The 26522-nt window shown below is 70.7% G+C and carries 25 protein-coding genes; 15 read left to right on the top strand and 10 right to left on the bottom strand.

The window, feature by feature from the left end; genetic code table 11:
- The first annotated feature begins 33 nt into the window (after nucleotides 1-33).
- On the top strand, nucleotides 34-645 hold the full coding sequence (locus tag ACWD2L_RS37540; RefSeq protein ID WP_351345566.1) for a DUF4232 domain-containing protein: 612 nt from the start codon (nucleotides 34-36) through the stop codon (nucleotides 643-645).
- 9 nt (nucleotides 646-654) lie between these two features.
- Here ACWD2L_RS37540 and ACWD2L_RS37535 read toward each other — a convergent pair whose 3' ends face one another.
- Nucleotides 655-1614, bottom strand: coding sequence for an EamA family transporter (locus tag ACWD2L_RS37535; protein WP_451193342.1), 960 nt, complete (start codon nucleotides 1612-1614; stop codon nucleotides 655-657).
- 267 nt (nucleotides 1615-1881) lie between these two features.
- Here ACWD2L_RS37535 and serC point away from each other — a divergent pair, with 267 nt between their 5' ends.
- Both serC and ACWD2L_RS37525 read left to right on the top strand, forming a co-directional pair.
- Entirely contained in the window at nucleotides 1882-3000 is a 1119-nt protein-coding gene (gene serC / locus ACWD2L_RS37530) for a phosphoserine transaminase (protein ID WP_351345563.1), read from the top strand.
- A 222-nt stretch (nucleotides 3001-3222) separates the two neighbouring features.
- Nucleotides 3223-3633, top strand: a complete 411-nt coding sequence (locus tag ACWD2L_RS37525) for a PPOX class F420-dependent oxidoreductase (RefSeq protein WP_351345966.1) — start codon at nucleotides 3223-3225, stop codon at nucleotides 3631-3633.
- An 11-nt stretch (nucleotides 3634-3644) separates the two neighbouring features.
- On the opposite strand, the gene ACWD2L_RS37520 is transcribed toward ACWD2L_RS37525, so the two are convergent.
- A complete protein-coding gene (locus ACWD2L_RS37520; protein WP_351345963.1) occupies nucleotides 3645-4652 on the bottom strand; it encodes a WD40 repeat domain-containing protein in 1008 nt (335 codons plus the stop codon).
- Nucleotides 4653-4720: 68 nt separating this feature from the next.
- On the opposite strand from ACWD2L_RS37520, the gene ACWD2L_RS37515 reads away from it, so the two are divergent.
- The 3 genes from ACWD2L_RS37515 to ACWD2L_RS37505 all read left to right on the top strand — a co-directional run bounded on the left by ACWD2L_RS37515 (nucleotide 4721) and on the right by ACWD2L_RS37505 (nucleotide 7139).
- Entirely contained in the window at nucleotides 4721-5389 is a 669-nt protein-coding gene (locus ACWD2L_RS37515) for an SGNH/GDSL hydrolase family protein (protein ID WP_351345960.1), read from the top strand.
- Nucleotides 5390-5504: 115 nt separating this feature from the next.
- On the top strand, nucleotides 5505-6089 hold the full coding sequence (locus tag ACWD2L_RS37510; RefSeq protein ID WP_351345957.1) for a Uma2 family endonuclease: 585 nt from the start codon (nucleotides 5505-5507) through the stop codon (nucleotides 6087-6089).
- A gap of 60 nt (nucleotides 6090-6149) precedes the next feature.
- Nucleotides 6150-7139 (top strand): aldo/keto reductase, encoded by a 990-nt coding sequence (locus tag ACWD2L_RS37505; RefSeq protein ID WP_351345954.1) that lies wholly within the window; start codon nucleotides 6150-6152, stop codon nucleotides 7137-7139.
- A gap of 447 nt (nucleotides 7140-7586) precedes the next feature.
- On the opposite strand, the gene ACWD2L_RS37500 is transcribed toward ACWD2L_RS37505, so the two are convergent.
- Together ACWD2L_RS37500 and ACWD2L_RS37495 are read right to left on the bottom strand one after the other, a co-directional pair.
- Nucleotides 7587-8927: an MFS transporter gene (locus tag ACWD2L_RS37500; RefSeq protein ID WP_351343268.1), complete on the bottom strand. Its 1341-nt coding sequence runs from the start codon at nucleotides 8925-8927 to the stop codon at nucleotides 7587-7589.
- 67 nt (nucleotides 8928-8994) lie between these two features.
- Complete coding sequence (locus ACWD2L_RS37495) at nucleotides 8995-9432, bottom strand: MarR family winged helix-turn-helix transcriptional regulator (protein WP_351343270.1); 438 nt, start codon at nucleotides 9430-9432, stop codon at nucleotides 8995-8997.
- A gap of 176 nt (nucleotides 9433-9608) precedes the next feature.
- Here ACWD2L_RS37495 and ACWD2L_RS37490 point away from each other — a divergent pair, with 176 nt between their 5' ends.
- Complete coding sequence (locus ACWD2L_RS37490) at nucleotides 9609-9797, top strand: ribbon-helix-helix protein, CopG family (RefSeq protein WP_266712647.1); 189 nt, start codon at nucleotides 9609-9611, stop codon at nucleotides 9795-9797.
- A 22-nt stretch (nucleotides 9798-9819) separates the two neighbouring features.
- Here the strand turns inward: ACWD2L_RS37490 and ACWD2L_RS37485 are convergent, their stop codons facing one another.
- Nucleotides 9820-11274, bottom strand: coding sequence for an NCS2 family permease (locus ACWD2L_RS37485; protein WP_351343272.1), 1455 nt, complete (start codon nucleotides 11272-11274; stop codon nucleotides 9820-9822).
- A 240-nt stretch (nucleotides 11275-11514) separates the two neighbouring features.
- On the opposite strand from ACWD2L_RS37485, the gene ACWD2L_RS37480 reads away from it, so the two are divergent.
- A complete protein-coding gene (locus ACWD2L_RS37480) occupies nucleotides 11515-11799 on the top strand; it encodes a DUF2530 domain-containing protein (RefSeq protein WP_351343274.1) in 285 nt (94 codons plus the stop codon).
- 30 nt (nucleotides 11800-11829) lie between these two features.
- Nucleotides 11830-14241, top strand: coding sequence for an HAD-IC family P-type ATPase (locus ACWD2L_RS37475; RefSeq protein ID WP_351343276.1), 2412 nt, complete (start codon nucleotides 11830-11832; stop codon nucleotides 14239-14241).
- Between the two features lie 340 nt (nucleotides 14242-14581).
- Here ACWD2L_RS37475 and ACWD2L_RS37470 read toward each other — a convergent pair whose 3' ends face one another.
- Both ACWD2L_RS37470 and ACWD2L_RS37465 read right to left on the bottom strand, forming a co-directional pair.
- Entirely contained in the window at nucleotides 14582-17755 is a 3174-nt protein-coding gene (locus ACWD2L_RS37470) for a sacsin N-terminal ATP-binding-like domain-containing protein (protein WP_351343278.1), read from the bottom strand.
- A 152-nt stretch (nucleotides 17756-17907) separates the two neighbouring features.
- Nucleotides 17908-18837 (bottom strand): DUF3027 domain-containing protein, encoded by a 930-nt coding sequence (locus tag ACWD2L_RS37465; RefSeq protein ID WP_351343279.1) that lies wholly within the window; start codon nucleotides 18835-18837, stop codon nucleotides 17908-17910.
- 302 nt (nucleotides 18838-19139) lie between these two features.
- Here ACWD2L_RS37465 and ACWD2L_RS37460 point away from each other — a divergent pair, with 302 nt between their 5' ends.
- From ACWD2L_RS37460 to ACWD2L_RS37445, 4 genes are all read left to right on the top strand, one after another.
- Nucleotides 19140-20549 (top strand): MFS transporter, encoded by a 1410-nt coding sequence (locus ACWD2L_RS37460; RefSeq protein WP_451193334.1) that lies wholly within the window; start codon nucleotides 19140-19142, stop codon nucleotides 20547-20549.
- 79 nt (nucleotides 20550-20628) lie between these two features.
- Complete coding sequence (locus ACWD2L_RS37455; protein WP_351343281.1) at nucleotides 20629-21108, top strand: DUF2771 domain-containing protein; 480 nt, start codon at nucleotides 20629-20631, stop codon at nucleotides 21106-21108.
- Nucleotides 21078-21767, top strand: a complete 690-nt coding sequence (locus ACWD2L_RS37450) for a futalosine hydrolase (protein ID WP_351343283.1) — start codon at nucleotides 21078-21080, stop codon at nucleotides 21765-21767. Before ACWD2L_RS37455 ends, ACWD2L_RS37450 begins: the two co-directional genes overlap by 31 nt.
- Nucleotides 21764-22630, top strand: a complete 867-nt coding sequence (locus ACWD2L_RS37445; RefSeq protein WP_351343285.1) for a 1,4-dihydroxy-6-naphthoate synthase — start codon at nucleotides 21764-21766, stop codon at nucleotides 22628-22630. The genes ACWD2L_RS37450 and ACWD2L_RS37445 overlap by 4 nt, the downstream gene beginning before the upstream one ends.
- Nucleotides 22631-22724: 94 nt before the next feature.
- On the opposite strand, the gene ACWD2L_RS37440 is transcribed toward ACWD2L_RS37445, so the two are convergent.
- Complete coding sequence (locus ACWD2L_RS37440) at nucleotides 22725-23108, bottom strand: cold-shock protein (protein WP_351343287.1); 384 nt, start codon at nucleotides 23106-23108, stop codon at nucleotides 22725-22727.
- 152 nt (nucleotides 23109-23260) lie between these two features.
- Here ACWD2L_RS37440 and ACWD2L_RS37435 point away from each other — a divergent pair, with 152 nt between their 5' ends.
- Nucleotides 23261-23521 (top strand): hypothetical protein, encoded by a 261-nt coding sequence (locus ACWD2L_RS37435; protein WP_351343289.1) that lies wholly within the window; start codon nucleotides 23261-23263, stop codon nucleotides 23519-23521.
- Here ACWD2L_RS37435 and ACWD2L_RS37430 read toward each other — a convergent pair.
- A complete protein-coding gene (locus ACWD2L_RS37430) occupies nucleotides 23500-24141 on the bottom strand; it encodes an HAD family hydrolase (protein WP_451193330.1) in 642 nt (213 codons plus the stop codon). The genes ACWD2L_RS37435 and ACWD2L_RS37430 overlap by 22 nt on opposite strands.
- 66 nt (nucleotides 24142-24207) lie before the next feature.
- Between ACWD2L_RS37430 and ACWD2L_RS37425 the strand changes: the two genes are divergently transcribed.
- Nucleotides 24208-25167, top strand: coding sequence for an iron-siderophore ABC transporter substrate-binding protein (locus ACWD2L_RS37425; RefSeq protein ID WP_351343293.1), 960 nt, complete (start codon nucleotides 24208-24210; stop codon nucleotides 25165-25167).
- Between the two features lie 18 nt (nucleotides 25168-25185).
- On the opposite strand, the gene ACWD2L_RS37420 is transcribed toward ACWD2L_RS37425, so the two are convergent.
- Entirely contained in the window at nucleotides 25186-26253 is a 1068-nt protein-coding gene (locus tag ACWD2L_RS37420; RefSeq protein ID WP_351343294.1) for a hypothetical protein, read from the bottom strand.
- Between the last annotated feature and the right edge of the window lie 269 nt (nucleotides 26254-26522).

The following is a 26522-nucleotide window of genomic DNA, read 5'->3' as shown; positions in this document are numbered from 1 at the left end:
AACCGACAGACCTACGAGTCAAGGATGAAAACCATGCGTGCTCGCAAGCTCACCCTCGCCGCCGTCGCCCTCGCCGCGGGCCTCTCGCTCACCGCCTGCCAGGGCAACGACGACTCCGCCGCGAGCAAGAACGACGACTCGTCGTCCTCGGCCGCGTCCTCCTCCGGCGGCGACGCGACCACCAAGGCCGCCGCCAAGACCGCCGCCAAGGGCTCCGCCGAGGGCAGCGGCAACGGGCAGATAAACACCGGCCCGTGCAAGACGGCCAACCTGGCGTTCGACACCGCGCACGGCATGGGCGAGGGCACCCTCATGGTCAGCATGAGGAACACCAGTGACGCCTGCTCGCTCAAGGGGTTCCCGGGCGTCGACCTCCGGTCCGAGGCCGCCTCGGGTCCGCTCAGCGCCAAGCGCAGCGAACTCGCCTCGCCGACCGTCGTCCTGGGCAACGGCGAAACGACCCGCTTCACCCTCCACTACCCGCCGAACAACACGGGCGGCTCCGGCGTGGACGTCACCTCCCTCGACATCACGCCGCCGAACGAGACCCACTCCACGACGGTCAAGGTCGGCATCAACCTCCCGGTCTCCGACGGCGCGGACCAGAAGGTCTACGTGGACCCGGTCGGCACCGGCAAGCAGTGACGGCGCCCGTCACTCGTGCAGGGCGACGGCGGGATCCTTCTTCCGCCCCACCTGCGTCCGCACCGCCCCCATGCTCGCCGCGATCACGAGCGCGATGGCCACGACCTCCGCCCAGCCCAGGTTCTGGCTCAGGACGAGGAAGCCGGAGAGCGCCGCGACGGCCGGTTCGAGGCTCATCATCACCGCGAACGTGGACGCGGGAAGGCGGCGCAGGGCGATGAGTTCGAGGGTGTAGGGCAGGACCGAGGACATGATCGCGACGGCCGCGCCGAGGCCGAGCGTCACCGGGTCGATGAGCTTGTCGCCCGCCGTCGCGACGCCGAGCGGCAGGCACAGCACCGCCGCGACGACCATCGCGAGCGCGAGCCCGTCCGCCTGCGGGAAGCGGCGCCCCGTGCGGGCGCTGAACATGATGTACGTCGCCCAGCAGGCGCCGGCCGCGAGCGCGAAGCCCACACCCACCAGGTCCAGGCTGCCGAGCCCGTCCCCCGCCCCGCCGAGCAGGAACACGCCGCACAGGGCGAGCCCCGCCCAGGCGAGGCTGGAGACCCGGCGGGACGCGAAGACCGACAGGGCCAGCGGGCCGAGGACCTCGAAGGTGACCGCGATGCCCAGCGGGATGCGGGCCGCCGCCTGGTAGAAGAGCAGGTTCATGCCGCCCATGGCGATGCCGAAGGCGACGACCGTGCCCCAGTCGGAGCGCGAGTGCCCGCGCAGCCGGGGGCGGCAGACGATCATCATGACGACGGCCGCCACGACGAGGCGCAGCGTGACGACGCCGACCGCTCCGGCGCGCGGCATCAGGCTCACCGCGAGCGCCGCGCCGAACTGCACCGAGATACAGCCCGCGAGGACCAGGCCGACCGGACCGAGTGAGCCGCGGCGGCGCCCCGACGGCGCTTCGGCCACGGTCACGGCCGGGGCGGTGTCCTGCGCCACGGCCACGGATTCGGTCTGCGGCCCGCTCACGGTCCACCCCTCTCGTCTTCTTCTCGGCTCTTCTTCTCGACCGGTCGCTCGTAGAGTCGAACGCCTAGTGCAATGTATTAGACCGCACAGAGCATCTTGATGAACAGTCCTGGGCGGTGTGACTCTCCACGCTAAGGCCGCCCGGCATGCCCGGCGAAATGCGTTTTGCGAACTGTCCGGGACGGCCTGACGCGACAGGCGAGATTCCGCATCTCACCCACCGAACACCTTGCGGTCGACGAAACCCCACGGGCTACCCTCCCTTTCGTGGCTGAGATCCAGATTCCCGCTGACATCAAGCCCGCCGACGGACGTTTCGGCGCTGGCCCCTCCAAGGTGCGTACGGAGGCGTTGGACGCCCTGGCCGCCACCGGCACCTCTCTGATGGGTACGTCCCATCGTCAGGCTCCGGTCAAGAACCTCGTCGGTCGCGTGCGCGACGGCGTCAAGGACCTCTTCTCCCTCCCCGAGGGCTACGAGGTCATCCTCGGCAACGGCGGCTCCACCGCGTTCTGGGACGTGGCGACGCACGGCCTGATCGAGAACAAGTCGCAGCACCTGAACTTCGGCGAGTTCTCGTCCAAGTTCGCCAAGGCCTCGAAGCTCGCGCCCTGGCTCGCCGAGCCGACCGTGATCTCCTCCGACCCGGGTACGCACCCGGAGCCGGTCGCCGAGGCCGGTGTCGACGTCTACGGCCTGACGCACAACGAGACCTCGACCGGTGTCGCCGCGCCGATCAAGCGCGTCGCGGGCGCGGATGCCGACTCCCTCGTCCTCGTGGACGCCACGTCCGGCGCCGGCGGCCTGCCCGTCGACATCTCCGAGACCGACGTCTACTACTTCGCCCCACAGAAGTCCTTCGCCTCCGACGGCGGCCTGTGGATCGGCATCTTCTCCCCGGCCGCGATCGAGCGCGCCCAGCGCATCCACGCGTCGGGCCGCCACGTCCCGGAGTTCTTCTCCCTGCCGACGGCGATCGACAACTCCCGCAAGAACCAGACGTACAACACCCCGGCCCTCTCCACGCTCTTCCTGCTCGCCGAGCAGCTGGACTGGATCAACGGTCAGGGTGGCCTCGCCTGGTCCACGGCCCGCACGAAGGACTCGTCCTCGCGGCTGTACTCGTGGGCCGAGGAGTCGAAGCACGCGACGCCGTTCGTGACGGACGCCGCCAAGCGCTCGCAGGTCATCGGCACGATCGACTTCGACGACAGCATCGACGCTGCCGCCGTCGCCAAGGTGCTGCGGGCCAACGGGATCGTCGACACGGAGCCGTACCGCAAGCTGGGCCGCAACCAGCTGCGCGTCGCGATGTTCCCGGCCATCGCCCCGTCGGACGTCCAGGCCCTGACGACCTGCATCGACTACGTCATCGGCACCCTCTGACCCACCCGCCGTCACGGCCCCTGGGGCTCTGCCCCAGACCCCGCTGCTCAATCGCCGGCGGGGCTTGATCTATCAAGCCCCGCCGGCGATTGAGCAGGCCTTTTAAGCCCCGCCGGCGTTTGAGGCGCGGGGTCCGGGGCGGAGCCCCGAGGTGTGGGACACGGTGCCGCGCGGTGTGCCGTGAGACGTGACAGAACGCCGCCGCGGTGCATCCATGGACGTATGACGACTGACAAGCCCGATCCGAGCCCCGCGCTCGCCCCGTTCGTCAAGCAGTACGCCGTCCTGCTCACCACGCACAAGAAGGACGGCACCGGCGTCGGCACCCCCGTGAACATCGCGGTCGAGGGCGACCACGCGTACATCCGCACCTTCGGCAAGGCCTGGAAGGTCAAGCGGATGCGCAACAACCCCGAAGTGGAGATCGCGCCGTCCACGGTGCGCGGCGCGCCGACCGGGCCCGCGGTCAAGGCGCGGGTCCGGCTGCTCGACCAGGGAGGCGAGGAGAACAAGCACGCGGCCGCCCTCATCCGCCGCAAGCACCCGTTCCTGCACGGCATCACAGTGCCGCTCACGCACAAGGTGCGGCGGGACCGGACGCTGCACTACGAAGTGCGCTTGCTGGGCGAGTAGTTCACCCTGGTTCAGCCCTTGCCGGACTTTCCGGGCCACTTCAGCAGACGGCCGATCCCGAACAGCAGGATGAGGACGACGGCGGCGCCGACCGCACCGGCCTTGCCGGTGAGGGCGCTGCCGCCGTCACCGTCCGAACCGCCTTGCCCGGAGGTCGAGTTCGAGCCGTCTCCGGAGCCGCCCGCGCCCTCGACCTCCACGGGCTCCACCGAACTGCCCTTGCCCTCACTCCCGTAGAGCAGCGTCCTCCCGTCCGGCGTGTACGTCACCGACTCGCCCTGCGGCTGCATCGGCACGCTCAACCGGCCCTGCCGCTTGGGCTTTCCGTCGTTCCAGGCGTACGAGACGCCGCCGAAGTAGCCGCGTACGGCGAGCTGCTTCCCGTCGGGAGAGAACGCGGCGTCCGTCGCCCACAGGTCGATGTCGGAGACGCGGCGGAAGGTGTTGGTGGCGGAGGAGTTCAGCGTGGAGGGGCCCTCGTACAGGCCGCCGCCGTCGTCGCCCTTCTCGACGATGTAGACCCGGCCCGTCTTCGGGTGGACCATCATCGACTCGGCGTTGCGCGGGCCGTCCGCGTACTTCACGACGTACTGGGTGGCTCGCACCGTCTGGTCGACGAGCTTCTTCGGCTCGGGCAGCTTGTAGATCCACACGTGGTCCCACTTGCCGCCGAGGTTGTCGCCGATGTCGCCTACGTAGAGGTTCCCGTCGGAGCCGACCGAGATCGCCTCGACGTCGCGCGGGGCGCCGACTCCGCTCATCGTGATGCGGGCGACGGTCTTCCCGGTTCGGCCGTCGACCGCGAACAGGTACGCGCCGTCGTCGCTGTCGTTGTGCGTCCAGTAGATGCCCGGGTGGGCGCGCGAGGCGGCGAGCCCGCTGGACTCGGTGATCCGCGGGTCCTGGATCGTGAACCCGTCGGAGCCGACGGAGCGGGAGTCGGCAGCCGCGGGCCCGGCGGCCACGCCACCGAGCAGAAGAACGACAGCGGCCCCGGCCGCACCCACATACGCACGCATGCCCCCAGCTTGCCAGGCGTGTTCGGGCTCACACGCACCCGGCCGGGAAGATCGACGATGATGTGCGGGTGCTCAGGTTCATGCCGGTCGGCGACTCGATGACGATAGGGAGCGCCGGTGAACACACCTGGCGCCACCGTTTCTGGCACCGCCTGGGCGCGGACCGCGACGCGTACGCCCTCGTCGGCCCCCGGACCGCCCTGCACGGCGACAACCACGCGTACGCCGACCCGGACTTCCCGCAGCACCACCTCGCCGGCTGGGGCGAGGGCTGGCAGCACATGGCCCCGCTGATCGCCGGCGCGGTCACGGCCACCGGCGCCGACGTCCTCCTCGTCTCCCTCGGCCTGATCGACCTGGGCTTCTACACCGACGCCGAACAGACCGCGGAGAACATGCGCCGCTTCGTCGCCGAGGCCCGCTCCGCGAACCCGGCGATCCGCATGGTCGTCCTCCCCGTGATCCCCAACATCCGCGCCGCGTCGGACGCCCCCTTCGCCGCCGAGGTCGCCCACTTCAACACCCTTCTGGCGAAGGCGGTCGCGGACCTGGACGAGCCCCGCTCCGCCTTGCTCCTCGCCTCCGTCCCCGAGTCGTACGACATCCAGGACGACACGTACGACGGCACCCACCCGAACGCCTCCGGCGAGCACAAACTCGCTTCGGCCTTCACGGACGCGCTGCGTCAGGCGTGGGGCATCGGCGGGCCGTCCGGGGCGCTCCAACAGGTCCGTTAGCGCGCACGTTCGAGCGTTTCCGCAGTTCTGCGCCCTGCTGTGACCGGAGCACTCTGCGTATCGTTGTACTGCGCGGCTGCCCGCATCCGTCGGGTGGCCGGGGAGGAGCGCCACGATGACCGCTGAGGCAATCGACAGGATCGACATCGACATGGCGACGGTGAACGAGCAGATCTTGGACGAGATGTTCGACCAGATGACCATCCCCGAGGGCTACAAGGCGGAGATCGTCGAGGGGATCGTCTACATGTCGCCGCAGCGGGACACGCACTGGGAGATCATCCTGGACATCGTCGAGCAGTTGCGCACCAAGTACCCGCGCAAGCGCGTGAAGTCCGACGTCCGCATCGACTACCCGGGCAATCTCAACGGCTTCGCCACCGACGTCACCCTGGTCTCCGAGACCGCCGAGAAGAACGCCAAGGGCCTGTGGCTCTGGCAGGACGTGGTGTTCGTCGCCGAAGTCATCTCCAAGGGCACGGCACAGAACGACTACGGCCCCAAGAAGTCCGCCTACGCCGCCGCCGAGGTCCCCGTCCACCTGGTCGCCGACCCCTACCAGGGCAAGTGCCACCTCTACACCCAGCCCAAGGGCGGCGAGTACGTGTCCGAGCTGACCGTCGCCTTCGGCGCTGCCGTCGGCATGACCGACACCCCCGTCGGCCTCACCCTCGACACCACGGATTTCCCCCGCGACTGACCGGGCCCGAAGTCCCGACCCGCTTGCCTAGAGCGCACTCCAGGTCCTTGGCTATGGACCATGAAGTACACACAGCTCGGACGCACGGGACTCAAGGTCAGCCGACTCGTCCTCGGCACCATGAACTTCGGTCCGCAGACCGACGAGGCCACCAGCCACGCGATCATGGACGCGGCGCAGGCCAGTGGCATCAACTACTTCGACACCGCGAACGTGTACGGCTGGGGCGAGAACAAGGGCCGTACCGAGGAGATCATCGGCACCTGGTTCGCCAAGGGCGGCGAGCGGCGCGACAAGACGGTGCTCGCCACGAAGGTGTTCGGGAACATGGCGGCCGACGGCGACGCCTGGCCCAATCACGACCGGCTCTCCGCGGTGAACATCCGCCGCGCGGTCGACGCCAGCCTCAAGCGGCTGCAGACGGACTACATCGACATCTACCAGTTCCACCACGTCGACCGCCGGACCCCCTTCGAGGAGATCTGGCAGGCCATCGACGTCCTGATCCAGCAGGGCAAGATCCTGTACGCCGGGTCCTCCAACTTCGCCGGCTACAAGATCGCCCAGGCCAATGAACTGGCCGCCCGGCACGGCCGCGTGGGCCTCGTCAGCGAGCAGTGCCTCTACAACCTCGCCGAGCGCCGCGCCGAGATGGAGGTCATCCCGGCCGCGCAGGACTACGGCCTCGGCGTCATCCCGTGGTCCCCGCTGCACGGCGGGCTGCTCGGCGGCGTGCTCAAGAAGGAGAGCGAGGGCAAGCGCAGGTCGCAGGGCCGCTCCGCCTCCGCGCTCGAGAACACGAAGGTGCGCGAGCAGGTCCAGGCCTACGAGGATCTGCTGGGCAAGCACGGGATCGAGCCCGGTGAGGCGGCGCTGGCCTGGCTGCTCACCCGGCCCGGCGTCACGGGGCCGATCGTCGGTCCGCGCACGCAGGAGCAGCTCGACTCGGCGCTGCGGGCGGTCGATCTTGAGCTGAGCGAGGAGGTGCTGGCCGGCCTGGACGAGGTCTTCCCGGGGCCTGGGCCGTCCCCGGAAGCCTTCGCCTGGTAGACGCGTACGGGGCGGGCGTCGGTCGGTTACTGGCCGACGGCCGCCGCGACGGCTACGACGACGAACATCAGCACGAGCACACCGGCCATGATCCGGTTCCGGGTCTTCGGGTCCACCCACCGAGCGTAACCCGCTCCCGGATCCTGCTGGGCGGCGACCTTCTCCCCGCGGACGGGTGGGCCCATCAAGCTCCGCGGACGGATGGGCATATCAAGCCCCGCCGGCGATTGAGGCGCGGGGTCCGGGGCGGAGCCCCGAGACGTCAAGCCCCTCCGGCGTTGCGGTCCCGGGGCGCTGCCCCGGACCCCGCGCCTCAATCGCCGCAGGGGCTTGAGCTGGCTCACCCGCCGCAGAGCTTGATTTGCTCACGCGCCGCACGGCTTGAAAAGCCTGCTCAATCGCCGCAGGGGCTTAAATGGCCCACCCGCCGCAGGGGCTTGATCTGGATCACGCCGCCGCCGCGAGTTCCCGGGGGACGAACTGGACGTGGCGTTCGCCGCGGCGGAGGTCGACCTTCAACCGGAGGTTGGCCGCACGGGCCAGCATCAGGCCAACGCCAACCGCGGCAACCGCACAGATCACCCCCGCAAGCGCAAAGCTCACCCGCACCCCGTACTCGTCCGCGAGCCAGCCGAAGAGCGGGCCGCCCAGCGGCGTACCGCCGGTGAACACCATCATGAACAGCGACATCACACGCCCCCGCATCTCCGGGTCCGTACCCATCTGCACCGTGGTGTTGGCGGTCACGTTCACCGTCAGACCGAGGATGCCGAGCAGCACGATCAGCGGCGCGAACGCCCAGACGCCCGGCGCCCACGCAGCCAGGACCTCCAGGACACCGAAGCCGAGCGCCGCGCCGACCAGGACCCGCAGGCGGGTGGAGCGGCGGCGGGCCGCGAGCAGCGCGCCGGCCAGCGAGCCGATCGCCATGAGCGTGTTGAACAGGCCGTACTGGCCGACCCCGCCGTGGAACACATCGTCCGCGTACGCGCTCAGCCAGATCGGGAAGTTGAAGCCGAAAGTGCCGACGAACCCGACGAGCACGATCGGCCAGATCAGTTCGGGGTGCGCCGACACATAACGCAGCCCCTCCCGCAACTGACCCTTGCCGCGCGGGGAGCGCTTCGTCTCGTGCAGCTCGTGCGTACGCATGAGCATGAGGCCGGTGAGGGGAGCGAGGAAGGACAGGCCGTTGGCGAGGAACGCCCAGCCGGGGCCGACCGCGGCGGTCAGCGCGGAGGCGACGGCCGGGCCGATGAGGCGGGCGGACTGGAAGTTCGCGGAGTTCAGGGAGACGGCGTTGCGGACCTGGTCGGGGCCCACCATTTCCGACACGAAGGACTGCCGCGTCGGGTTGTCGACGACCGTGACGAGGCCGGTGAAGAAGGCCGCGAGGTAGACGTGCCACACCTGGACGTTGCCCGTGAGGGTGAGCGCCGCGAGGAAGAGTCCGGACAGGCTCATCGCGCCCTGCGTGCAGAACAGCAGGGTCCGCTTGGCGAACCGGTCGGCGATCACACCGCCGTACAGGCCGAAGAGCAGCATCGGAAGGAACTGCATCGCCGTCGTGATGCCGACGGCGGTGGACGAGCCCGTGATGGACAGGACCAGCCAGTCCTGGGTGATGCGGGCCATCCAGGTGCCGGTGTTGGAGACGACGGCCCCGGACGCGAACAGCCGGTAGTTGCGTACCTTCAGGCTGGCGAACATCGAGGGCTTACGTGGGCGGGCGTTCGAGTCGTGGGCGGCTGGTGCGGGGGCGGAGTCTGCTCCGGATCCCGTACTCAAAGTGGGTTCGCCTCCTCGGCGGTCGTCGGTCCCCAGAGGGGCTCACAGGTGGGCTCAGAGGTGGGGCTCAGAGGTGGGCCAGTTTCTCCAGGACGGGGGCGGCGGCGCGCAGCTTGGCCCAGTCGTCCTCGTCGAGCCCTTCGGCGAGGTCGGCCAGCCACGCGTTCCGCTTGCGGCGGGACTCGGCGAGCATGGTCTCGGCCCGCTCGGTGGAGGTGACGACCTTCTGCCGCCGGTCCTCGGGGTGGGGCTCGAGCCCGACCAGTCCCTTGGCCTCGAGGAGCGCGACGATTCTGGTCATCGACGGCGGCTGCACATGCTCCTTGCGGGCCAGCTCGCCCGGTGTCGCGGAGCCGCATCCGGCGAGGGTGCCGAGCACCGACATTTCGGTGGGACTCAGCGATTCGTCGACCCGCTGATGCTTGAGCCGACGCGACAGGCGCATCACCGCGGAACGCAGGGAGTTCACGGCGGCTGCGTTATCGCCATGGGAGAGGTCTGGCATGTTCGTTAGCGTAACTCATTACTATGTCTAACGACTACTCGCCGCACGGCACGCGTCCGTGATCCCCACCACCTCTTCACCTGTGACAGGAGTGCAGAAATGTTTCATCACCCATACGAGTGAGCCGGACGCGGAAAGTGACGCAACAGGTCGGGGCTGCCCGCGACCCTGTCCGTATGGGATCGACAGTGCTCAGTCTGCGGATCGACGGTGAGCTGCTCGACCGGCTCAAGGTGCATGCCGCCAAAAGAGGAATGAGCGTCCAGGACTATGTGGTCCGGACGCTCATTCGCGACGACTTCGACGAACGCTTCAAGACTGCCGTCGAGGAGACGGAGCGGTTCTACGGGGACGTGACTACGTAAGGCACGACTACGTACGGCGCGACTACGTGAGGCCGAGCGCCGGCATCAGGTAGTAGAAGACGAACACCGCGGAGACGGCGTACATCGCGGCCGGCACCTCCTTGGCGCGGCCCGCGACGACGCGCAGCACCGTGAAGCTGATGAAGCCCATGCCGATGCCGTTGGTGATCGAGTACGTGAACGGCATCATCAGCATCGTGATGAACGCGGGGATGGCGATCGTCCAGTCGTCCCAGTCGATCTCACGGATGCTGCCCGACAGGATCAGGAAGCCGACCGCGATCAGCGCGGGTGTGGCCGCCCCGGACGGGACCATCGTGACGACGGGCGTGAGGAACAGCGCGACCGCGAACAGGCAGCCGGTGACCACGTTGGCGAAGCCCGTACGGGCGCCCTCGCCGACACCGGCCGTGGACTCCACGAAGCAGGTGGTGGCCGAGGAGGACGAGGCCCCACCGGCGGCGACGGCGACACCGTCGATGAACAGGACCTTGTTCATGCCGGGCATCTGACCCTTCTCATCGGTCAGATGCGCCTCGTCGCTGATGCCCATGATCGTGCCCATGGCGTCGAAGAAGCACGACAGCAGCACGGTGAAGACGAAGAGGATGCCGGTCAGGATGCCGACCTTCCCGAAGCCGCCGAACAGGCTGACCTGGCCGACGAGCGAGAAGTCCGGGCTGGCGACCGGGTTGCCGGGCCACTCGGGCACGGTCAGGCCCCAGGACATCGGGTCGATGTCGGCCACGGCGTTGATGATCAGCGCGGCCACCGTCATGACGACGATCGAGATCAGGATCGCGCCCGGCACCTTGCGCACGAGCAGCGCCAGCGTGAGCAGCACGCCGAGCACGAAGACCAGGACCGGCCAGCCGAGCAGGTGACCGCCGGTGCCGAGCTGCAACGGGACCGTGGTCTGCGCGGCGTCCGGCATGCGCGTCACGAAGCCGGAGTCGACGAGGCCGATCAGCAGGATGAACAGGCCGATGCCGATCGCGATGCCCTTGCGCAGGCTGTACGGCACCGCGTTCATGACCCGCTCCCGCAGGCCGGTGGCGACGAGCAGCATCACGACGAAGCCCGCGAGGACGACCATGCCCATCGCGTCCGGCCAGGACATGCGCGGCGCGAGTTGCAGGGCGACGACCGTGTTCACGCCCAGGCCCGCCGCGAGCGCGATCGGCACATTGCCGATGACGCCCATGAGCAGCGTGGTGAACGCGGCGGTCAGCGCGGTCGCGGTGACCAGCTGGCCGTTGTCCAGCTGGTGCCCGTACATGTCCTTCGCGCCACCGAGGATGATCGGGTTCAGCACGATGATGTAGGCCATCGCGAAGAACGTGGCGAGGCCGCCACGGATCTCACGCGGGACGGTCGAGCCGCGCTCGGTGATCTTGAAGTAGCGGTCGAAGCCGTTCTTCGGGGCCGGCGGCGGCGAGTCATTGACATCGACCGGGGTGGTGGCCGAAGTGGACATGGATGACCTCAGCGGTATTCAGCGGTGAAATGCGGGCGGGGTGCGTGATGGAGTCTCGTCGTCGTGTGGTCACCTGCGGGTTTCCCCGAAGTTTCCGCTGGTGTTTCATACGAACATAAGGAGCCAGACTCAGGCTGTTTCAGTATGAACATATGAGGCCCAATTTGCTATCTCCGCGCGTAGACCCCGGCGGTGAGGGGCTTGTACCGGGTTGTCGGTGGGTCCTCGTAAGCTGTGCACATGGCGAAGTGGATCCCGAAGCACGAGGCACCGGAACCCCTTGAGGGGCCCGTGGTCGCCACCATCACGGGTGGCACGATCCTCTGGTTCGTCCTCTTCCTCGTACAGCTGCCGTTCTACGGCTGGTTCCGGGACCGCGGGACGACATGGTGGGTGTGGTGCTGCCTGGCCGGCGCCGGGCTCGGTCTGATCGGGATCTGGTACGTCCGGGGGCGTGACGCCGCGCTCAAGCGGGCGGCCGCGGCGGCGGTCACGGACCGTGAAGCTGCGGCGCCCGAGGGGTAAACCCCCGAAATCGCCCGTACCGTCGTTTTCATGACGCACATCGACGCGGGCACGGAACTCGATCCGGGTGATCCGGGCGAATCCGCCGACCCTGCACCGATGCCGTCACGCGCGGCCGGTCTGACGAGCGACCAGGTCGCCGAGCGGGTCGCGCGGGGCGAGGTGAACGACGTACCCGTGCGCAGCTCGCGGTCCGTGACGGAGATCGTGCGCGCCAACGTCTTCACCCGGTTCAACGCGATCATCGGCGTGCTCTGGGTGATCATGCTCAGCGTCGCGCCGATCCAGGACAGCCTCTTCGGGTTCGTGATCCTGGCCAACACCGGCATCGGCATCATCCAGGAGTGGCGGGCGAAGCAGACCCTGGACTCGCTCGCCGTGATCGGCGAGGCCCGGCCCACGGTACGGCGCGACGGGGCCGCCGTCGCCGTCCCCACCTCCGGGATCGTGCTCGGCGACCTCATCGAGATCGGTCCGGGCGACAAGATCGTCGTGGACGGGACCTGCGCCGAGGCCGACGGCCTGGAGATCGACGAGTCGTTGCTCACCGGCGAGGCCGACCCCGTCCTCAAGAAGCCCGGCGACGAGGTCATGTCGGGCTCCTTCGTGGTCGCGGGCGGCGGCGCGTTCACCGCGACGAAGGTCGGGCGTGAGGCGTACGCGGCGCAGCTGGCCGAGGAGGCGAGCCGGTTCACGCTCGTCCATTCCGAGCTGCGCAGCGGCATCTCCACGATCCTCAAGTACGTCCAGTGGATGATGATCCCGACCGCGCTCGGCCTGATCATCAGCCAGCTCGTGGTCAAGGACAACGACCTCAAGGACTCCATCGCACGCACGGTCGGCGGCATCGTCCCGATGGTCCCCGAGGGCCTGGTCCTGCTCACCTCGGTCGCCTTCGCGATCGGGGTGATCCGGCTCGGCCGCCAGCAGTGCCTCGTGCAGGAGCTGCCCGCGATCGAGGGCCTGGCCCGCGTCGACACGGTCTGCCTCGACAAGACGGGCACGCTCACCGAGGGCGGCATGGACGTCCACGAGCTGCGGCTGCTCGGCGACAGCGACGAGGCGTACGTACGGAAGGTGCTCGGCGCGCTCGGCGAGTCCGATCCGCGGCCCAACGCCTCCCTCCAGGCGATCATCGACGCGTACCCGGACAGCATGGACTGGCGCTGCACCGAGGCACTCCCGTTTTCCTCCGCGCGCAAGTACAGCGGCGCCGCCTTCAGCGAGGGCGACGGGACGGGCAGCGCGTGGCTGCTCGGGGCGCCCGACGTGCTGCTGCCCGCGGACGACCCGGCGCTCGCGGCGACCGAGGAGCTCAACCTGCGCGGCCTCCGCGTGCTGCTGCTCGCCCGCGCGCCGGAGGGGCTGGAGGGTGCGGGCGTCGTGGAGAGCGCCGAGCCGGCCGCCCTCGTCGTCCTCGAACAGCGCCTTCGCCCCGACGCCGGGGACACGCTGCGCTACTTCGCCGAGCAGGACGTACGGGCCAAGGTCATCTCAGGTGACAACGCGGTGTCGGTGGGCGCGGTCGCCGGAAAGCTGGGGCTCGAGGGGCAGACCGTCGACGCCCGCGAGCTGCCCGAGGACCCGGAGGAGCTGGCCGACGCGCTCGACGACGGCACGGTGTTCGGCCGGGTGACGCCGCAGCAGAAGCGGGACATGGTGGGTGCGCTCCAGGCGCACGGGCACACGGTCGCGATGACCGGCGACGGCGTCAACGACGTCCTCGCACTGAAGGACGCCGACATCGGGGTCTCGATGGGCTCGGGCTCCGAGGCCACGCGAGCCGTCGCCCAAATCGTGCTGCTCAACAACTCGTTCGCGACGCTTCCTTCGGTGGTCGCGGAGGGCCGCCGGGTCATCGGCAACATCACGCGCGTGGCCACCCTCTTCCTGGTGAAGACGGTCTACTCGGTGATCCTCGCGCTGCTCGTGGTCTGCTTCCAGGTCGAATACCCCTTCCTGCCACGGCACTTGACGCTCTTGTCCACCCTGACGATCGGCGTCCCGGCGTTCTTCCTGGCCCTCGCGCCGAACAAGGAGCGGGCCAGGCCGCACTTCGTACGGCGGGTGATGCGGTACGCGATTCCCGGCGGGGCCGCCGCCGGGATCGCCACGTTCGTGATGTACCTGGTCGCGCGGCACTACTACGGGGGTTCGGGGGCGCTTGCCGCGGAGACCAGTTCGGCGACGCTGACGCTCTTCCTGATCTCGATGTGGGTCCTCGCGATCATCGCCCGGCCGTATACGTGGTGGCGGGTGGGGCTGGTGGCGGCGATGGCTTTCGGGTTCCTGCTGGTGCTTGTGGTGCCGTGGCTGCAGGAGTTCTTTGCGTTGCGGTTGGTGGGGTCGGTGATGCCGTGGACTGCCGTCGGGGTGGCGGTTGTCGCGGCGGGCCTGTTGGAGTTCTTGTGGCGGTGGGTGGGACGCAGGTTTCCGGCATAGGTGTGTTGCGGCCTCGGGGCTCCGCCCCGGACCCCGCGCCTCAAACGCCGGCGGGGCTTGATATGTCCATCGCCGACGGGCCTGATAGGTCACCATCGGCGGGGCTGGTAGGTCACCACCAGCGGAGCTGATAGGTCGCCACCAGCAGAGCTGACAGTCACCACGGGCGGGGCAGGTAGATCGCCGCCGGCGGGGCTTGGTTTTTCAAGCCCCTGCGGCGATTGAGCAGGCCTTTCAAGCCCTCGCGACCCAAAGCGGGGGTGGGCATTTCAAGCCCCTGCGGCGATTGAGCAGCGGGGTCTGGGGCAGCGCCCCAGGTCCGCAACGCCGGTGCCGGGTACTAGTCGAACCACCGGTCCCGCGCCAGCTCGTTCGTGCGGGACGGGTCCTCCAGGAGTGCCGCGACCTCGAAGCGGCGGGGCCACTGGCCCGCCGCCCACGCGAGGCCCGCCGCGACGCCCTCGAGCGTCGCCGCATGCACCACCCCGTCGGCCGTCCGGCACCAGTCCACCTCGACGTCGGAGACGTACAGCTCTTCGTGCTCGACGTACGAGGCGGGGGTTGCGGAACCGAGCAGGACACGCACCGGCCCGGGCACCTCGTGCACATCGCCGCCCTCGACCGCCCCGATACCCACCGCCTCGCTCAAGCGCCGCACCTGGAACAGCTCCGCGAGATGCGCTGCCTTCGACGGCGTGACCGGGAGGAGCGCGCGGCCCTCGGTGAGCGGGATCAAGTCAGGGGCATCCGCGACGAGCGCGTCACGGGCGTCGACGATCACGACCTCCCCGTCCCGTACGGCCCGCAGCTCATCGGGCAGGGTGACCTGCTCGGGGTCGAGGTCGGCCAACCTGCCGTAGAGGGCGTGGAGTTGGGTGGCGCCGACCGTGCGGTCGGGGTCGGCGAGCCGGTCGAGGAGCTCCGCGGCGCCGCCGGGCTCGTCGAGCAGCGCGGCGACGGAGGTGCGCACGCCGAGGGCGCGCAGGACCTGCTCGTCGTCGAAGCCGGCGGCGTCGGCGGGCTCGTACAGGCCGATGAGCAGCGGGTCCCCGCCCTCGGCGCGCAGGCCGGCAGGGCTGCGCCCGTCGAGGACCGGGTTCCCGCGCAACCACCAGGCGGTGTACGGGCGGACGAGCTCGTGCGTGCCGTCGGGCAGCAGCACGCGGACCGGCTGGGTGAGGGCGTCCCGCAGCGGCGGCTGCGAGAGCAGCGCGAGCGCCTGCGGCCAGCGGTCCTCGTCGACCAGGTCCAGATCGCGTACGGCGGTCAGTTCGGTGGCGACCGGCGGTACGGGCGTGTCGGGCAGCCCGTCGAGGACGTCCTCGCACCACACGTCGACGGCGTCGAGGAGCCCGGCGTCATCCGGTTCCGGGAAGTCGCTTTCGCGCGGGTCGAGTTCGTCGGGGTCGAGAACGACGTCGGTGGCGCGCACGAGCGCGAAGGACGCGAGGACGCCGCAGGCGGCAAGGGGCTCCTGCCCCCAGCGCTCGGCCAGCTCACCGTCCACGAACGGGAGTTCGTCCTCGCGCAGGACCTCGGCGAGCGGGCTGCCGGGGAGCAGGAGTTCGGCGGCCGGGGCGAGTTCGCCCTCGTCGTCGGGGAGGGCGAGCGCACCGAGCCAGGGCTCGTCACCCACGTCGAGATGGGCGTCGCGTACGAGGGTGAGGACGACGTCGGCCAACTCGTCGGCGTCCAGAGTGGTTTCGTCGTCCCAGGCGGATGCCTCGTCGTCGAGGGACGCGGCGACCGCGGCGCGCACCTGCGGGGTGCGCAGGACGGCCCGCGGGGTCGCGGGCAGCGCGCCCAGCTTCTCCAGGAGCGGGTGAGCGGCGTCGGCGTGCGCGACCTTGAGGCCGAGCCGGGCGAGCGCCTCACCGGGGACGGTGGAGGCCTCGGCGGTGGGGAGCAGCACCTGGCGCGGGCCGATGGTGGTCCGGCCGCCGGCGAGCGGCACGGGCAGCCCGCTGAGCCGGTCCGGGTCGACGCCGGCGAGGGACTCGTACAGCCGCCGCCACCAGCCGGGCTCCTTCTCCAGTCCGGCCAGCCGGTCGACCGCCTCGGTCAGCGGGACGCGGGCGACGCCCAGCGTCCGCAGCTCCGCGCGCCGTTCGAGCCCCGCGGGCAGCAGGCTCGGCAGCACGTCGGCGAGGACCCGTACGGTGTCGGCGCCCGCGCCCTCGACGACCTCGGCGTCGCGCGGCTTGAGGGCGGTCGGCCGGTCCTCGTCCTCGGGGTGGTCTCCCGGTTCGGTCGCCGGAGGCAGGAAGGCGGTGCTCGGCAGCCGCTCCAGGACGGCGGCGCGCAGGGCCCCGTCCAGCTCGCTCCTGCCGAGCGGTCCCGGCACGAGGTCGAGGATGCCGGTTCCTACGGGGTTCCAGCCGCCGAGGAGTTCGGCGTACGCGTCGGCGGCGCGCTCGGTGAGGAAGTCGGTGAGCGGGCCGGGGGCGACGTGGCGCCGCGCGGTGTCCAGCGGGTACGAGGCGATGAGCAGGGCGGGCACGCCGAGGGGCTCGTCGCTGGGGGTGGGCGCATACAGCACGGGTTCGCTGCGCGGCCTCTGCGGTGCGCCTTCGGCGTCGACGGGGACGGCCCAGGTCACGGCCCAGTGCGGCCGGAGCCGTTCCTCGACGGGTCGGTCGACGAGGAGGGCGGCGTCGAGCGTGCCGCTACGGGTGACGGTGCGGTACCGGTTTTCAAGCCCCTGCGGCGATTGAGCAGCGGGGTCCGGGGCGGAGCCCCGTGGCGTCGACCCCGTGTCGGCGATCAGCACGTAGGGCGCCTCGTCCGTGCGGCGCAAAATCCGCGTGCCCGCGTCCGTCGTGATCACGACCTCCGTCAACCCCGGCAGCGCGAGGAGGAGCGTGTCGTCGACCCCGTCCACCAACCGCGAGGCCAACGCCTCCGCCGCCGCATCCCGCAACGGAAGGATGACCACCGTGTCGTACGGCTCAGGCGCAGAGCCCTCCGCCGCGAACGGCAGCCTCAGCAGCGGCACGTGCCCGTCCCGGCGCCGCAGCTCATCGCCGAGGTCCGGACCGCGCAACGCCGCGTCCGACGCGGCGAGCCGCGCGTCCGTCAGGGACCAGCGCACTCCCCCGCTCCGCCCGACCACCGCGGGCTCGTCGGAGACGGCCAGCACCGCCGCGAAGCCGACACCGAAACGGCCCACCGCACCGCTCGTGTCCTCCCGCTTCGCGGAGGCCCGCAACGTGGACAGCGACTCGACGCCTGCCGCGTCCAACGGGGCGCCGGTGTTGGCGGCGGCGAGCACACCGTCCTTCAACGTCAGCGCCAGTCGGCCCGGGACGCCGGCGCGGGCGGCGGCGTCCGCGGCGTTCTGCGCGAGTTCGACGACGAGGCGGTCGCGGTAGCCGCCGAGCGCGAGGTCCTCCTCGGCGTTGGCGTCCTCGCGGAAGCGGGCGGCGCTACCGGCCCATGCCTGGAGCACGGTGTGGCGCAGCCGTGCGGTGCCGAACGGGTCGACGCCCTCCGGTGCAGGTCTGCTGACGCTCACGGGTGACTCCTCTGGGCGGCGTGATCGTGATCGGCCGAACCGTACCGCGCAGAGTTCCCCGTGCCGCCGCGAGCATGCAGCGGCACCGGCGTTGCGCCTTCGGGGCTCCGCCCCGGACCCCGCTGCTCAATCGCCGCAGGGGCTTGATCTGCCTACGAATGGCCCAAGTCGTCGTCGCCACCGCCGGAGGCCACCGCTCCGACCGAGCCCGCGTCCGGCTCCAAGCGGAGCGGGAACGTGTCGACCACCGTTTCGTCGATCACCGGCGGCGCAGGCCGCGGGGCCTTGGGCATGACGGCCGCCTCGGAGTGGCCACCGCAGCCGTACGACAGGGACACGACCCGGCCGTCCGCGGAGGAGAACTCGTTGGCGCAGACGCCGAAGGCCTGGCCGAGCGAGCCGCCGATCTTCGCGAGGAAGCCGCAGGACACGCAGGTGGCGGGGGCCGCCTGTGCCATGGGGGTCTTCGCCCCGAAGGAGTCCTCCCAGCGGTCGGCCGCGACATGCAGCCCGTACCGGGAGAGCACCCGCGCCCGGCGCATGCCCAGTTCCTCGGCGACCGCCGCGATCGAACCACGGGTGGGCGACACCGGCAGCGCCCCCACGGGGCCCTCGGTGATCTCGGCGTCCTCCGCCTCGACGAGCTCCGCCATGTCCTCGGACACGGGAGAGTTCGGCGGCGGCACGTCGTCGCCGCTGTAGCCCGGCTCCAGGCGCAGATCGTCGGCCTCGGTCGGCAGCAGATCGCCGGGCCCGAGGTCGCCGGGGCGCAGCCGCTCGCTCCACGGCACCCATTCGGGCGCGAGGAGGGCGTCGGGCCCGGGCAGCAGCACGACCTCGTCGAGCGTGACGTACTTGGCACGGGAGGCACGGGCCACGGTGGCGGCCCAGCGCCAGCCCCGGTAGCCGAAGTCCTTGCACTCGAAGAGGTGCGTGACGACCCGGTCGCCCTCGACGACCGTTTCGACGTGCTCGCCCACCACCCCCGGTGCCGCTGCCTCCTCGGCCGCTGCCCGGGCGATGTCCACCGCCTCGGCGCACAGGCGGTCCGGGGTGCGGCTTCGCGTTGTCGCTGCGCTCACAGGTATCGCTTCTCTCCTACGCCGTCTCACGAGTGCGCCGTCCTGTGTGCGGGAGCGCGGACGGAGCGGACCAGGGGACCGCGTCGACGTCCGCGCCCGACGTTCCGGGCGCGCCTACGCCATCCATTCTGCGGGATGGCCGAGAGGCGCGCGGCCGAGAACAACCGCCGCGGGCGCGCTACGCACGCTACCTCCTCTGACGCCCTGCGCCCACACCGACGTACGAGCCGCACCTGGCCGGAAAGCCGACCAGCGTGTCCATATCGGCACTAGTTCGCCCGAACAAGGGGCACCATTGCTGCGTGGCTGCCGATAGGTCGTCGTTCAAGTCGTCGTCGGGTTCGTCGTCGCGCGCGTCGGACTCGCCGACTCCCCTTCGCAGAATCGGCCGCGCCCTGCACCTCCCTTTCACCGGCACCGCACGCGGTATCCGCAAGGCGACACACGCGCACGGCGCGGGCGAGTCGGGGCTCGGGAAGCTCATCGAGCTGCACGCGGTGAACGGTGCGGGCGATGTCATGATCACGGTCGCCCTCGCCTCGACGGTCTTCTTCTCCGTGCCGACGGACGAGGCGCGCGGCCGGGTCGCCCTGTATCTCGCGATCACGATGGCGCCGTTCACGCTCCTCGCGCCCGTCATCGGGCCGCTGCTCGACCGGCTGCCGCACGGGCGGCGCGCCGCGATGGCCGCGTCGATGCTGGCGCGGGCGCTGCTCGCCCTCGTCCTCGCGGGCGCCGTGACGGGCGGCGGGCTCCAACTGTACCCGGCGGCGCTCGGCGTCCTCGTCGCGTCCAAGGCGTACGGGGTGGTGCGCTCGGCGGTCGTGCCGCGCCTGCTCCCACCCCGCTTCTCGCTGGTGAAGGCGAACTCGCGGGTCACGCTCGGCGGCCTGCTCGCCACGGGCGCGGCGGCGCCGGTCGGGGCGGGACTGCAGGCGCTCGGCCCGCGCTGGCCGCTGTACGGGGCCTTCGTGCTGTACGTGTGCGGGGCCTTCCTGTCGTACTCGATGCCGCACAAGGTGGACTCGGCGCGGGGCGAGCACAAGGCGCTGCTCGCGGCGGACGAGGAACATCTGCACGGTCCCTCGAAGAAGCGCTGGCAGCGCGGACCGGGCCTGCGGACGGTCGGCCCCGCCGTCACCCACGCCCTCGCCGCCAACGCGACGCTGCGCTGTCTGTCCGGCTTCCTCATCTTCTATCTGGCGTTCCTGCTGCGGGAGCATCCGCTGACCGGGCAGAGCGCGGCCGTCTCGCTCGCGCTGGTGGGCGTGTCGGCGGGGGCGGGGAACGCGCTGGGCACGGCCGTCGGGGCGTGGCTGAAGGCGCGGGCCCCCGAGCTCATCATCGTGACGGTGCTCGCGGTGGTGCTCGGCGTGGCCGTTCTGTCCGCCGTCTTCTTCAGCGCGCTCATGACGGCGTGTCTGGGCGCGGTCGCCGGGTTCGCGCAGGCGCTGGCCAAGCTGTCCCTCGACGCGACGCTCCAGCGGGACGTCCCGGAGGCGGTGCGCACGTCGGCGTTCGCGCGCTCGGAGACGTTGTTGCAGATGGCGTGGGTGGTGGGCGGGGCGGTCGGGATCGCGCTGCCGCTGAACGGGGTGCTCGGGCTGTGTGTCGCGGCGGCCATCGTGGCGGCGGGCTGGCTCGGCACGGTGCGCGGGCTGCTGGCGTCGGCGCGCCACGCCGGGCCGACCCGCCGGGCACGCGTGGCGTGAGGCCCTGACCTCAAGGCGCAAACGCGACACCCGCTCCCCCACTCGGAGCGGGAGCGGTGGCGCCAGATAGCCTTCCGCCATGACCTCCCAGCGTTTCGCTCAGCGCCACCGCCGCGCCGCTGCCGCCGTCGGTGTTGTCGGCGCCGGACTTCTCGTCCTCTCCGCTTGTGACAAGCCGACTCCGCTGGCCACCGTCACGGTGGACCGCAACTCGGTGAACTCCGAGGCCAGCTGCTACAACGACGGCGACGCCCTCAAGCCGACCGCGCTGCAGGGCTGCCTGAAGGACGCGAAGAACGCCGAGTCCATCAAGGTGGACCCGGACGCCACGGTCCGCTTCGGCGTTGACCCGGAGATCGCGGACAAGGGCTGGACGCTCCTGATGAACGGCCAGCCGCTCACGGACTCCAGCAAGAAGACGTATCGCACGGTTCCCGGCAGCGTCTTCTTCAACCAGCAGTACGGCGCCTCCGGTTCCTCGACCACCGTCACGATCCTCTCCGGCGGCAACTCCAAGGCGTACGGCCTGTGGTCGTTCAAGCTCGAGAAGGACTCCTGACGAATACCCCGCATGTGCTGATCGCCACCGCCGTCCCTGCCGAACGGGACGCGGTGGCGGGCGCGCTGCAAGACCACCCCGCCCTTGATGTCATCGCGGTCGGCGTGGGCCCCGCCGCCGCTGCGGCCGGCACCGCGACCGCGCTCACCAGGGCCGAACTCGCGGGCACCCCGTACACGCTGGTCGTCTCGGCCGGTATCGGCGGCGGCTTCACGGCCGCGCCCGGAGCGGTCCTGGTCGCGGACGCGATCACCGTCGCCGACCTGGGCGCCGAGACCGCCGAAGGCTTCGTCCCCGTCACCGGACTCGGCTTCGGCACCGTCACCCACACGCCGCCGGAATCCCTCGTACGGGACCTCGCTTCGGCCGCCTCCGCCACGGTCGGCACCGTGCTCACCGTCTCCACGGTGACCGGCACCGCCGACCGCGCCGCGCTGCTCGCCCAGCGCCACCCCGGCGCCGTCGCCGAGGCGATGGAGGGCTTCGGGGTCGCCGAGGCCGCCGCCGCGCACGGTGTGCCGGTGGCCGAGATACGCGCCGTCTCCAACGCCGTCGGTCCCCGCGACCGCGACGCCTGGCGCATCGGTGACGCACTCGCCGCGCTGGCCTCCGCCTTCGGGAAGACCGCGCCCGTACTGGAGAGTTGGAAGAACACATGACCGACACCGCCGACACCACGGCCCGCATCGCCTTCTCGCCCTGCCCGAACGACACCTTCGTCTTCGACGCCTGGGCCCACGGCCGCGTCCCCGGCGCTCCCGCGCTCGACGTGACCTTCGCCGACATCGACATCACCAACGGCGTCGCCGAACGCCGCGAGGACGCCTACGACCTCCTCAAGGTGTCGTACGCGGTCCTGCCGTACGTCCTCGACGACTACGCGCTGCTGCCGTGCGGCGGTGCGCTCGGGCGCGGTTGCGGCCCGCTGGTCCTCACCCGCGAGGCGGGCGTGGACCTGTCCGACAAGCGCGTCGCGGTGCCGAGCGAGACGTCCACCGCGTATCTGCTGTTCCGGCTCTGGGCCGCGGACGTGGTGCCGGGTGGCGGCGTCGGCGAGATCGTCGTCATGCCGTTCCACGAGATCATGCCCGCCGTGCGCGACGGCAAGGTCGATGCGGGGCTCGTCATCCACGAGGCCCGCTTCACGTACCAGAACTACGGCCTGCACAAGCTCGCCGACATGGGCGAGCACTGGGAGGCCACGACGGGGCTTCCGATCCCGCTCGGCGCGATCATCGCGCGGCGTGACCTGGGCGCGGAGGCGCTGCGGGGCTATGCGGATGCGGTGCGGGCGTCGGTGCGGATGGCCTGGGACGAGCCCGAGGTCAGTCGGCCGTACGTCATGGCGCACGCGCAGGAGATGGATCCGGCCGTTGCCGATCAGCACATCGGGCTGTACGTCAACGAGTTCACAGCGGACCTCGGTGAGGACGGTTATGCGGCGATCCGGGGCCTGTTGACCCGGGCCGCCGCGGAGGGTTTGGTTCCGGCACTTGGGCCGGACGCGCTGGCCTTCCCGTAACGGCGGGCCCCCACGGCGCTGGGGCCTGGGGCTCTGCCCCAGACCCCGCTGCTCAAACGCCGCAGGGGCTTGAAGTGCGGAGCTTGAGCAGCGCTCAGACGTCCAACTGGTCTGCCACTGCTCGTAGGAGGCCGGCGATTTTTTTGCCGGCGGTCTTCTCGGGGTAGCGGCCGCGTTCCAGCATCGGTGTGATGTTCTCCAGCAGCGTCGTCAAGTCCTGGACGATCGAGGCCAGTTCGTCCGGCTTGCGGCGCTGGGCCGCCGCGATCGACGGTGTCGGGTCCAGGACGGTGACCGAAAGCGCCTGATCGCCGCGCTGTCCTGCGACCACTCCGAACTCGACGCGCTGGCCGGGCTTGAGGGCGTCGACACCGTCGGGCAGTACGGAGGAGTGCACGAAGACGTCGCCGCCGTCGTCGCGGGAGAGGAAGCCGAAGCCCTTCTCGCTGTTGAACCACTTGACCTTGCCGGTAGGCACCTGAAGTCCTCGTCCTCGTCACTGAAAGAAAACGCTCTGGATAGCAGTACGGCGGGTCGTGGTCCGACCCGCCGCCACCAAGACTATGGGTCCCGGGGCCCCTGACAAGACGTCCGTGCTTGTCCCTCTGCGCAGGGAACTACCCTGGTGGAGTGCGCGACAAAACCCAAGCCAATTCCGCGGTGGCCGAGACCGGCCCCGGCGACGGGCTCGTGAAAGCCGGCGGCATCGTCTTCATCGTGGGGGCGATCGCCACCCTCGTCACGATGGCGCCGCTGTTCCTCCACACCGACCCGTTCCCGCCCATTTCCTATGCGGTGTGCATGCTGATGGGCGTCGGGTTCATCGTCGCCGCGGCGGGCGTGCTGCGCGGTGTCGCCGCGCAGCGCCGTCAGGCGCGCTCGGCTACGTAACCCTCCAGCCAGGCCGGAAATTCGGTCAGGTCCTTCAGCACCACGTCGGCGCCGGCCGCCCGCAGTTCGGCGGCGTCGCACGGGCCCGTCGTCACGCCCACGGACAGGGCGTCGGCGGTGCGTGCCCCGCGTACGTCGCCGACATGGTCGCCGACGTAGACGCTCGCGCCGTGCTCGCGCAGCGCGTGGCCCTTGCCCTCGGCCCACAGATCGCCGATGACGGCGTCCGCGTCGATGCCGAGGTGCGCGAGGTGCAGCTTGGCGTTCGGCTCGTACTTGGCGGTGACGACGATCGCCCGGCCGCCCGCCGCGTGCACGGCGGCGATGGTCTCGCGCACGCCCGCCATCGGCAGCGTCGGCTCGATCGCGTATGTGGGATACATCTCACGGTAGCGGTCGGCCATCGCCGGGACCCGCTCAGGCGGGCACCAGTACGCCAACTCGTCGGTCAGCGGCGGGCCCAGGCGCGAGACGATCAGATCCGCGTCGATCCGCATCCCGGTCTCCTCGGACAGCGCGACCCAGGTGGCGCGGATGCCGGGCCGGGAGTCGATCAGCGTCATGTCGAGATCGAAGCCGACGGTGGGGCCGGTGGGCGTGGGGTCTGCGTGAGGAGCCATGGGGATCATTCTGCCTGCACGGTGAAGGCTTCCCCGATGCCGATCCCAGGGGCACCATGGGCCCCCATGAACCACACCCGCCTCGCCCTCGGCGCCGCCCTCGCCCTCGCGCTCACCCTCTCCGCCTGCAGCTCGGACGACGGGGACGCCGACAAGCCCGCCGCCAAGGCCTCCGGCAGCCACACGGTCGGCACCGCCATGGGCGACGTCAAGGTCAAGAACCTCCCCGAGCGCGTGGTCGTCCTGAACACCGCCGGGCTCGATTCGGCGCTCACGCTCGGCGTGCGGCCCGTGGGGGCCACCCGGGCCGACGCCGAAGAGGGCTTCCTCTCGTACCTGCCCGCGGCGAAGACCAAGGGCATCACCGAGGTCGGCGAGCGCGGCAGCCCCGACCTCAAGAAGATCGCCGGGCTGAAGCCCGACCTGATCATCGGCGACAAGGCCCACGACGGTCGGCGCTACAAACAGCTCGGCGCCATCGCCCCCACCGTCCTCACCGGGGCCGCCGACGGCTCGTGGAAGCGGAACTTCCTCGTGCACGCCGACGCACTCGGCGAGAAGACGCGGGCGAAGCAGGTCGCGGCCAAGTACAAGGAACACGTCGCCGCCGTCACCAAGGCCTTGGGCGGGGCGGGCGCGGCGGCGCGGACCGAGGTCAATGTCGTCCGGTTCGTCGCGGGCTCCGACATCCGCATCTCCGGCAGGCGGACGCCCACCGCCACGGTCCTGTCCGACGTGGGCCTCGGCCGCCCCGCGATCACGAAGCAGGCCAGGGGCGGGATCGCGTACGAGGTGGGGCCCGAGCGGATCGCCGAGGCGGACGCGGACGCCATCTTCACGTCCACGTACGGGAATCCGGGCCTGGCCAAGGTCGCGGAGGCGACGACGAGCGGCCAGTGGCGCGGCATCAGGGCGGTGCGGGACAGCCAGGTCTACAACGTCGACGACGACCTGTGGGCCCAGGGCGTCGGCTACACGGCGGCCAACCAGATCCTGTCCGAGCTGGAGTCGGATCTGGCGCGGTGAGGCGGGCGTGCTTCGGGGCTACAACCGTGGTGAGCGGGCGCGCCACACCAGGTAGAGCGCCGAGGCGAACGCCGCGCAGCGCAGCACCCACGGCCACGTCTCGTCGAGCGCGCCGCTGAGCCTGCCGTCGGCGATCGGATCGCCCCAACGGCCGTCGCCACGCCCCCACAACCAGACGACGCCGGTGAGCGCGGCGAGCCCCGGCAGGCCGAACACCGCCCACTTCTTCTGCCCGATGGTCAGCTGCCGTGAGAGGTAGATGACGGCCCAGCCGATCAGCAGCACAAGGATGTTGCCGAGTACGGCGCCGACGACCAGGGCGAGGGCGGCGAGCAGCAGGAAGGGCTGGTTGAAGGAGCGGCCGAAGGAGGCGCGGGGGATGCGGCCGGTCGCGCGGCGGGGGCGGAAGAGGCGGCGGGCCCGGGTGCGGCCGGACTCCTCGTCCTCCTCGTCGTCCTCTTCGTACTCGTACTCGTCCTCGTACTCGTCCTCCGGCCTGGACGGTTCCGGGATCGGGCGTTTGCGGAGGTCGGCGCCGCGGCCCGGGCCCGGCGGCTTGAGGATGTCCGGGATCTCTATGCCTCCGACGAACCCCGGCACGTCGTCGATCTCGGCGCCCGGTATGCCGCCCCCGGCGCGCCACCAGTCGGCGGCCTCGATCGTGCCCAGTTCGTCGGTCCCCGCGAGGTGCACGGGCGTCGGCCCGTCGTCCGCGTCCGCGTCGACGGGTGGCTTGGCGGACACCGGCCTGCGGCGTACGCGGTCGCGGGCCTTCGGCACGATCCGGCCGAGCGTGCCTCTGCCCTGTTCGGGCTCGTCGGGGGTGGGGCTCGCGGCGCCGAAGTCGTAGGTGCCGTCGCCGTCCTTCGCCCCGGCGACGATCTCGTCCGGCGTGCCGATCCGGCCGATCAGCCTGCGCACGGCGGCGGGGCTTTCGGCGCCGGCCGCTGCGCGGCGTTTGTCGATCTCGGAGCGGAGGTCGGTGACGAGGCGCATGCGGGTCGATGACGGGAGTTGCCGTGACTGGGCCAGGTCTCCGACCTTGCTCAGGTAGTCGAAGACGATCTGATCACTTTCGATCCCCACGAAGTCCCCTCCGGGGTGGTGCTGTTGACGTTCCGACGGTATCGCGGATGTTTCCGGGAGTCCGTCCCCCGCTCACGGGGCTCTGCCCCGGACCCCGCTGCTCAATCGCCGCAGGGGCTTAATAGGTCAATCGCCGCAAGGGCCTGAAAGATCGCCTCAATCGCCGGCGGGGCTTGATCTATCATCAAGCCCCGCCGGCGATTGTGGCGCGGGGTCCGGGGCGGAGCCCCGTGGTTAGGCCGGGGCCGTCACGAAGTCGATCAGTTCCT

Source organism: Streptomyces sp. NPDC002754 (genome assembly GCF_053592315.1).
The sequence above is the reverse complement of the archived record's forward strand: the minus strand, read 5'-3'. Positions and strand labels throughout refer to the sequence as shown.

Excerpts from the sequence above, each read along its gene's own strand:
- ACWD2L_RS37540 (WP_351345566.1), top strand. The coding sequence starts at position 34 with ATGCGTGCTCGCAAGCTCACCCTCGCCGCCGTCGCCCTCGCCGCGGGC.
- ACWD2L_RS37525 (WP_351345966.1), top strand. The coding sequence starts at position 3,223 with ATGACGACTGACAAGCCCGATCCGAGCCCCGCGCTCGCCCCGTTCGTC.
- ACWD2L_RS37520 (WP_351345963.1), bottom strand. The coding sequence starts at position 4,652 with ATGCGTGCGTATGTGGGTGCGGCCGGGGCCGCTGTCGTTCTTCTGCTC.
- ACWD2L_RS37510 (WP_351345957.1), top strand. The coding sequence starts at position 5,505 with ATGACCGCTGAGGCAATCGACAGGATCGACATCGACATGGCGACGGTG.
- ACWD2L_RS37505 (WP_351345954.1), top strand. The coding sequence starts at position 6,150 with ATGAAGTACACACAGCTCGGACGCACGGGACTCAAGGTCAGCCGACTC.
- ACWD2L_RS37495 (WP_351343270.1), bottom strand. The coding sequence starts at position 9,432 with ATGCCAGACCTCTCCCATGGCGATAACGCAGCCGCCGTGAACTCCCTG.
- ACWD2L_RS37490 (WP_266712647.1), top strand. The coding sequence starts at position 9,609 with ATGGGATCGACAGTGCTCAGTCTGCGGATCGACGGTGAGCTGCTCGAC.
- ACWD2L_RS37485 (WP_351343272.1), bottom strand. The coding sequence starts at position 11,274 with ATGTCCACTTCGGCCACCACCCCGGTCGATGTCAATGACTCGCCGCCG.
- ACWD2L_RS37480 (WP_351343274.1), top strand. The coding sequence starts at position 11,515 with ATGGCGAAGTGGATCCCGAAGCACGAGGCACCGGAACCCCTTGAGGGG.
- ACWD2L_RS37475 (WP_351343276.1), top strand. The coding sequence starts at position 11,830 with ATGACGCACATCGACGCGGGCACGGAACTCGATCCGGGTGATCCGGGC.
- ACWD2L_RS37455 (WP_351343281.1), top strand. The coding sequence starts at position 20,629 with ATGACCTCCCAGCGTTTCGCTCAGCGCCACCGCCGCGCCGCTGCCGCC.
- ACWD2L_RS37445 (WP_351343285.1), top strand. The coding sequence starts at position 21,764 with ATGACCGACACCGCCGACACCACGGCCCGCATCGCCTTCTCGCCCTGC.
- ACWD2L_RS37430 (WP_451193330.1), bottom strand. The coding sequence starts at position 24,141 with ATGGCTCCTCACGCAGACCCCACGCCCACCGGCCCCACCGTCGGCTTC.
- ACWD2L_RS37425 (WP_351343293.1), top strand. The coding sequence starts at position 24,208 with ATGAACCACACCCGCCTCGCCCTCGGCGCCGCCCTCGCCCTCGCGCTC.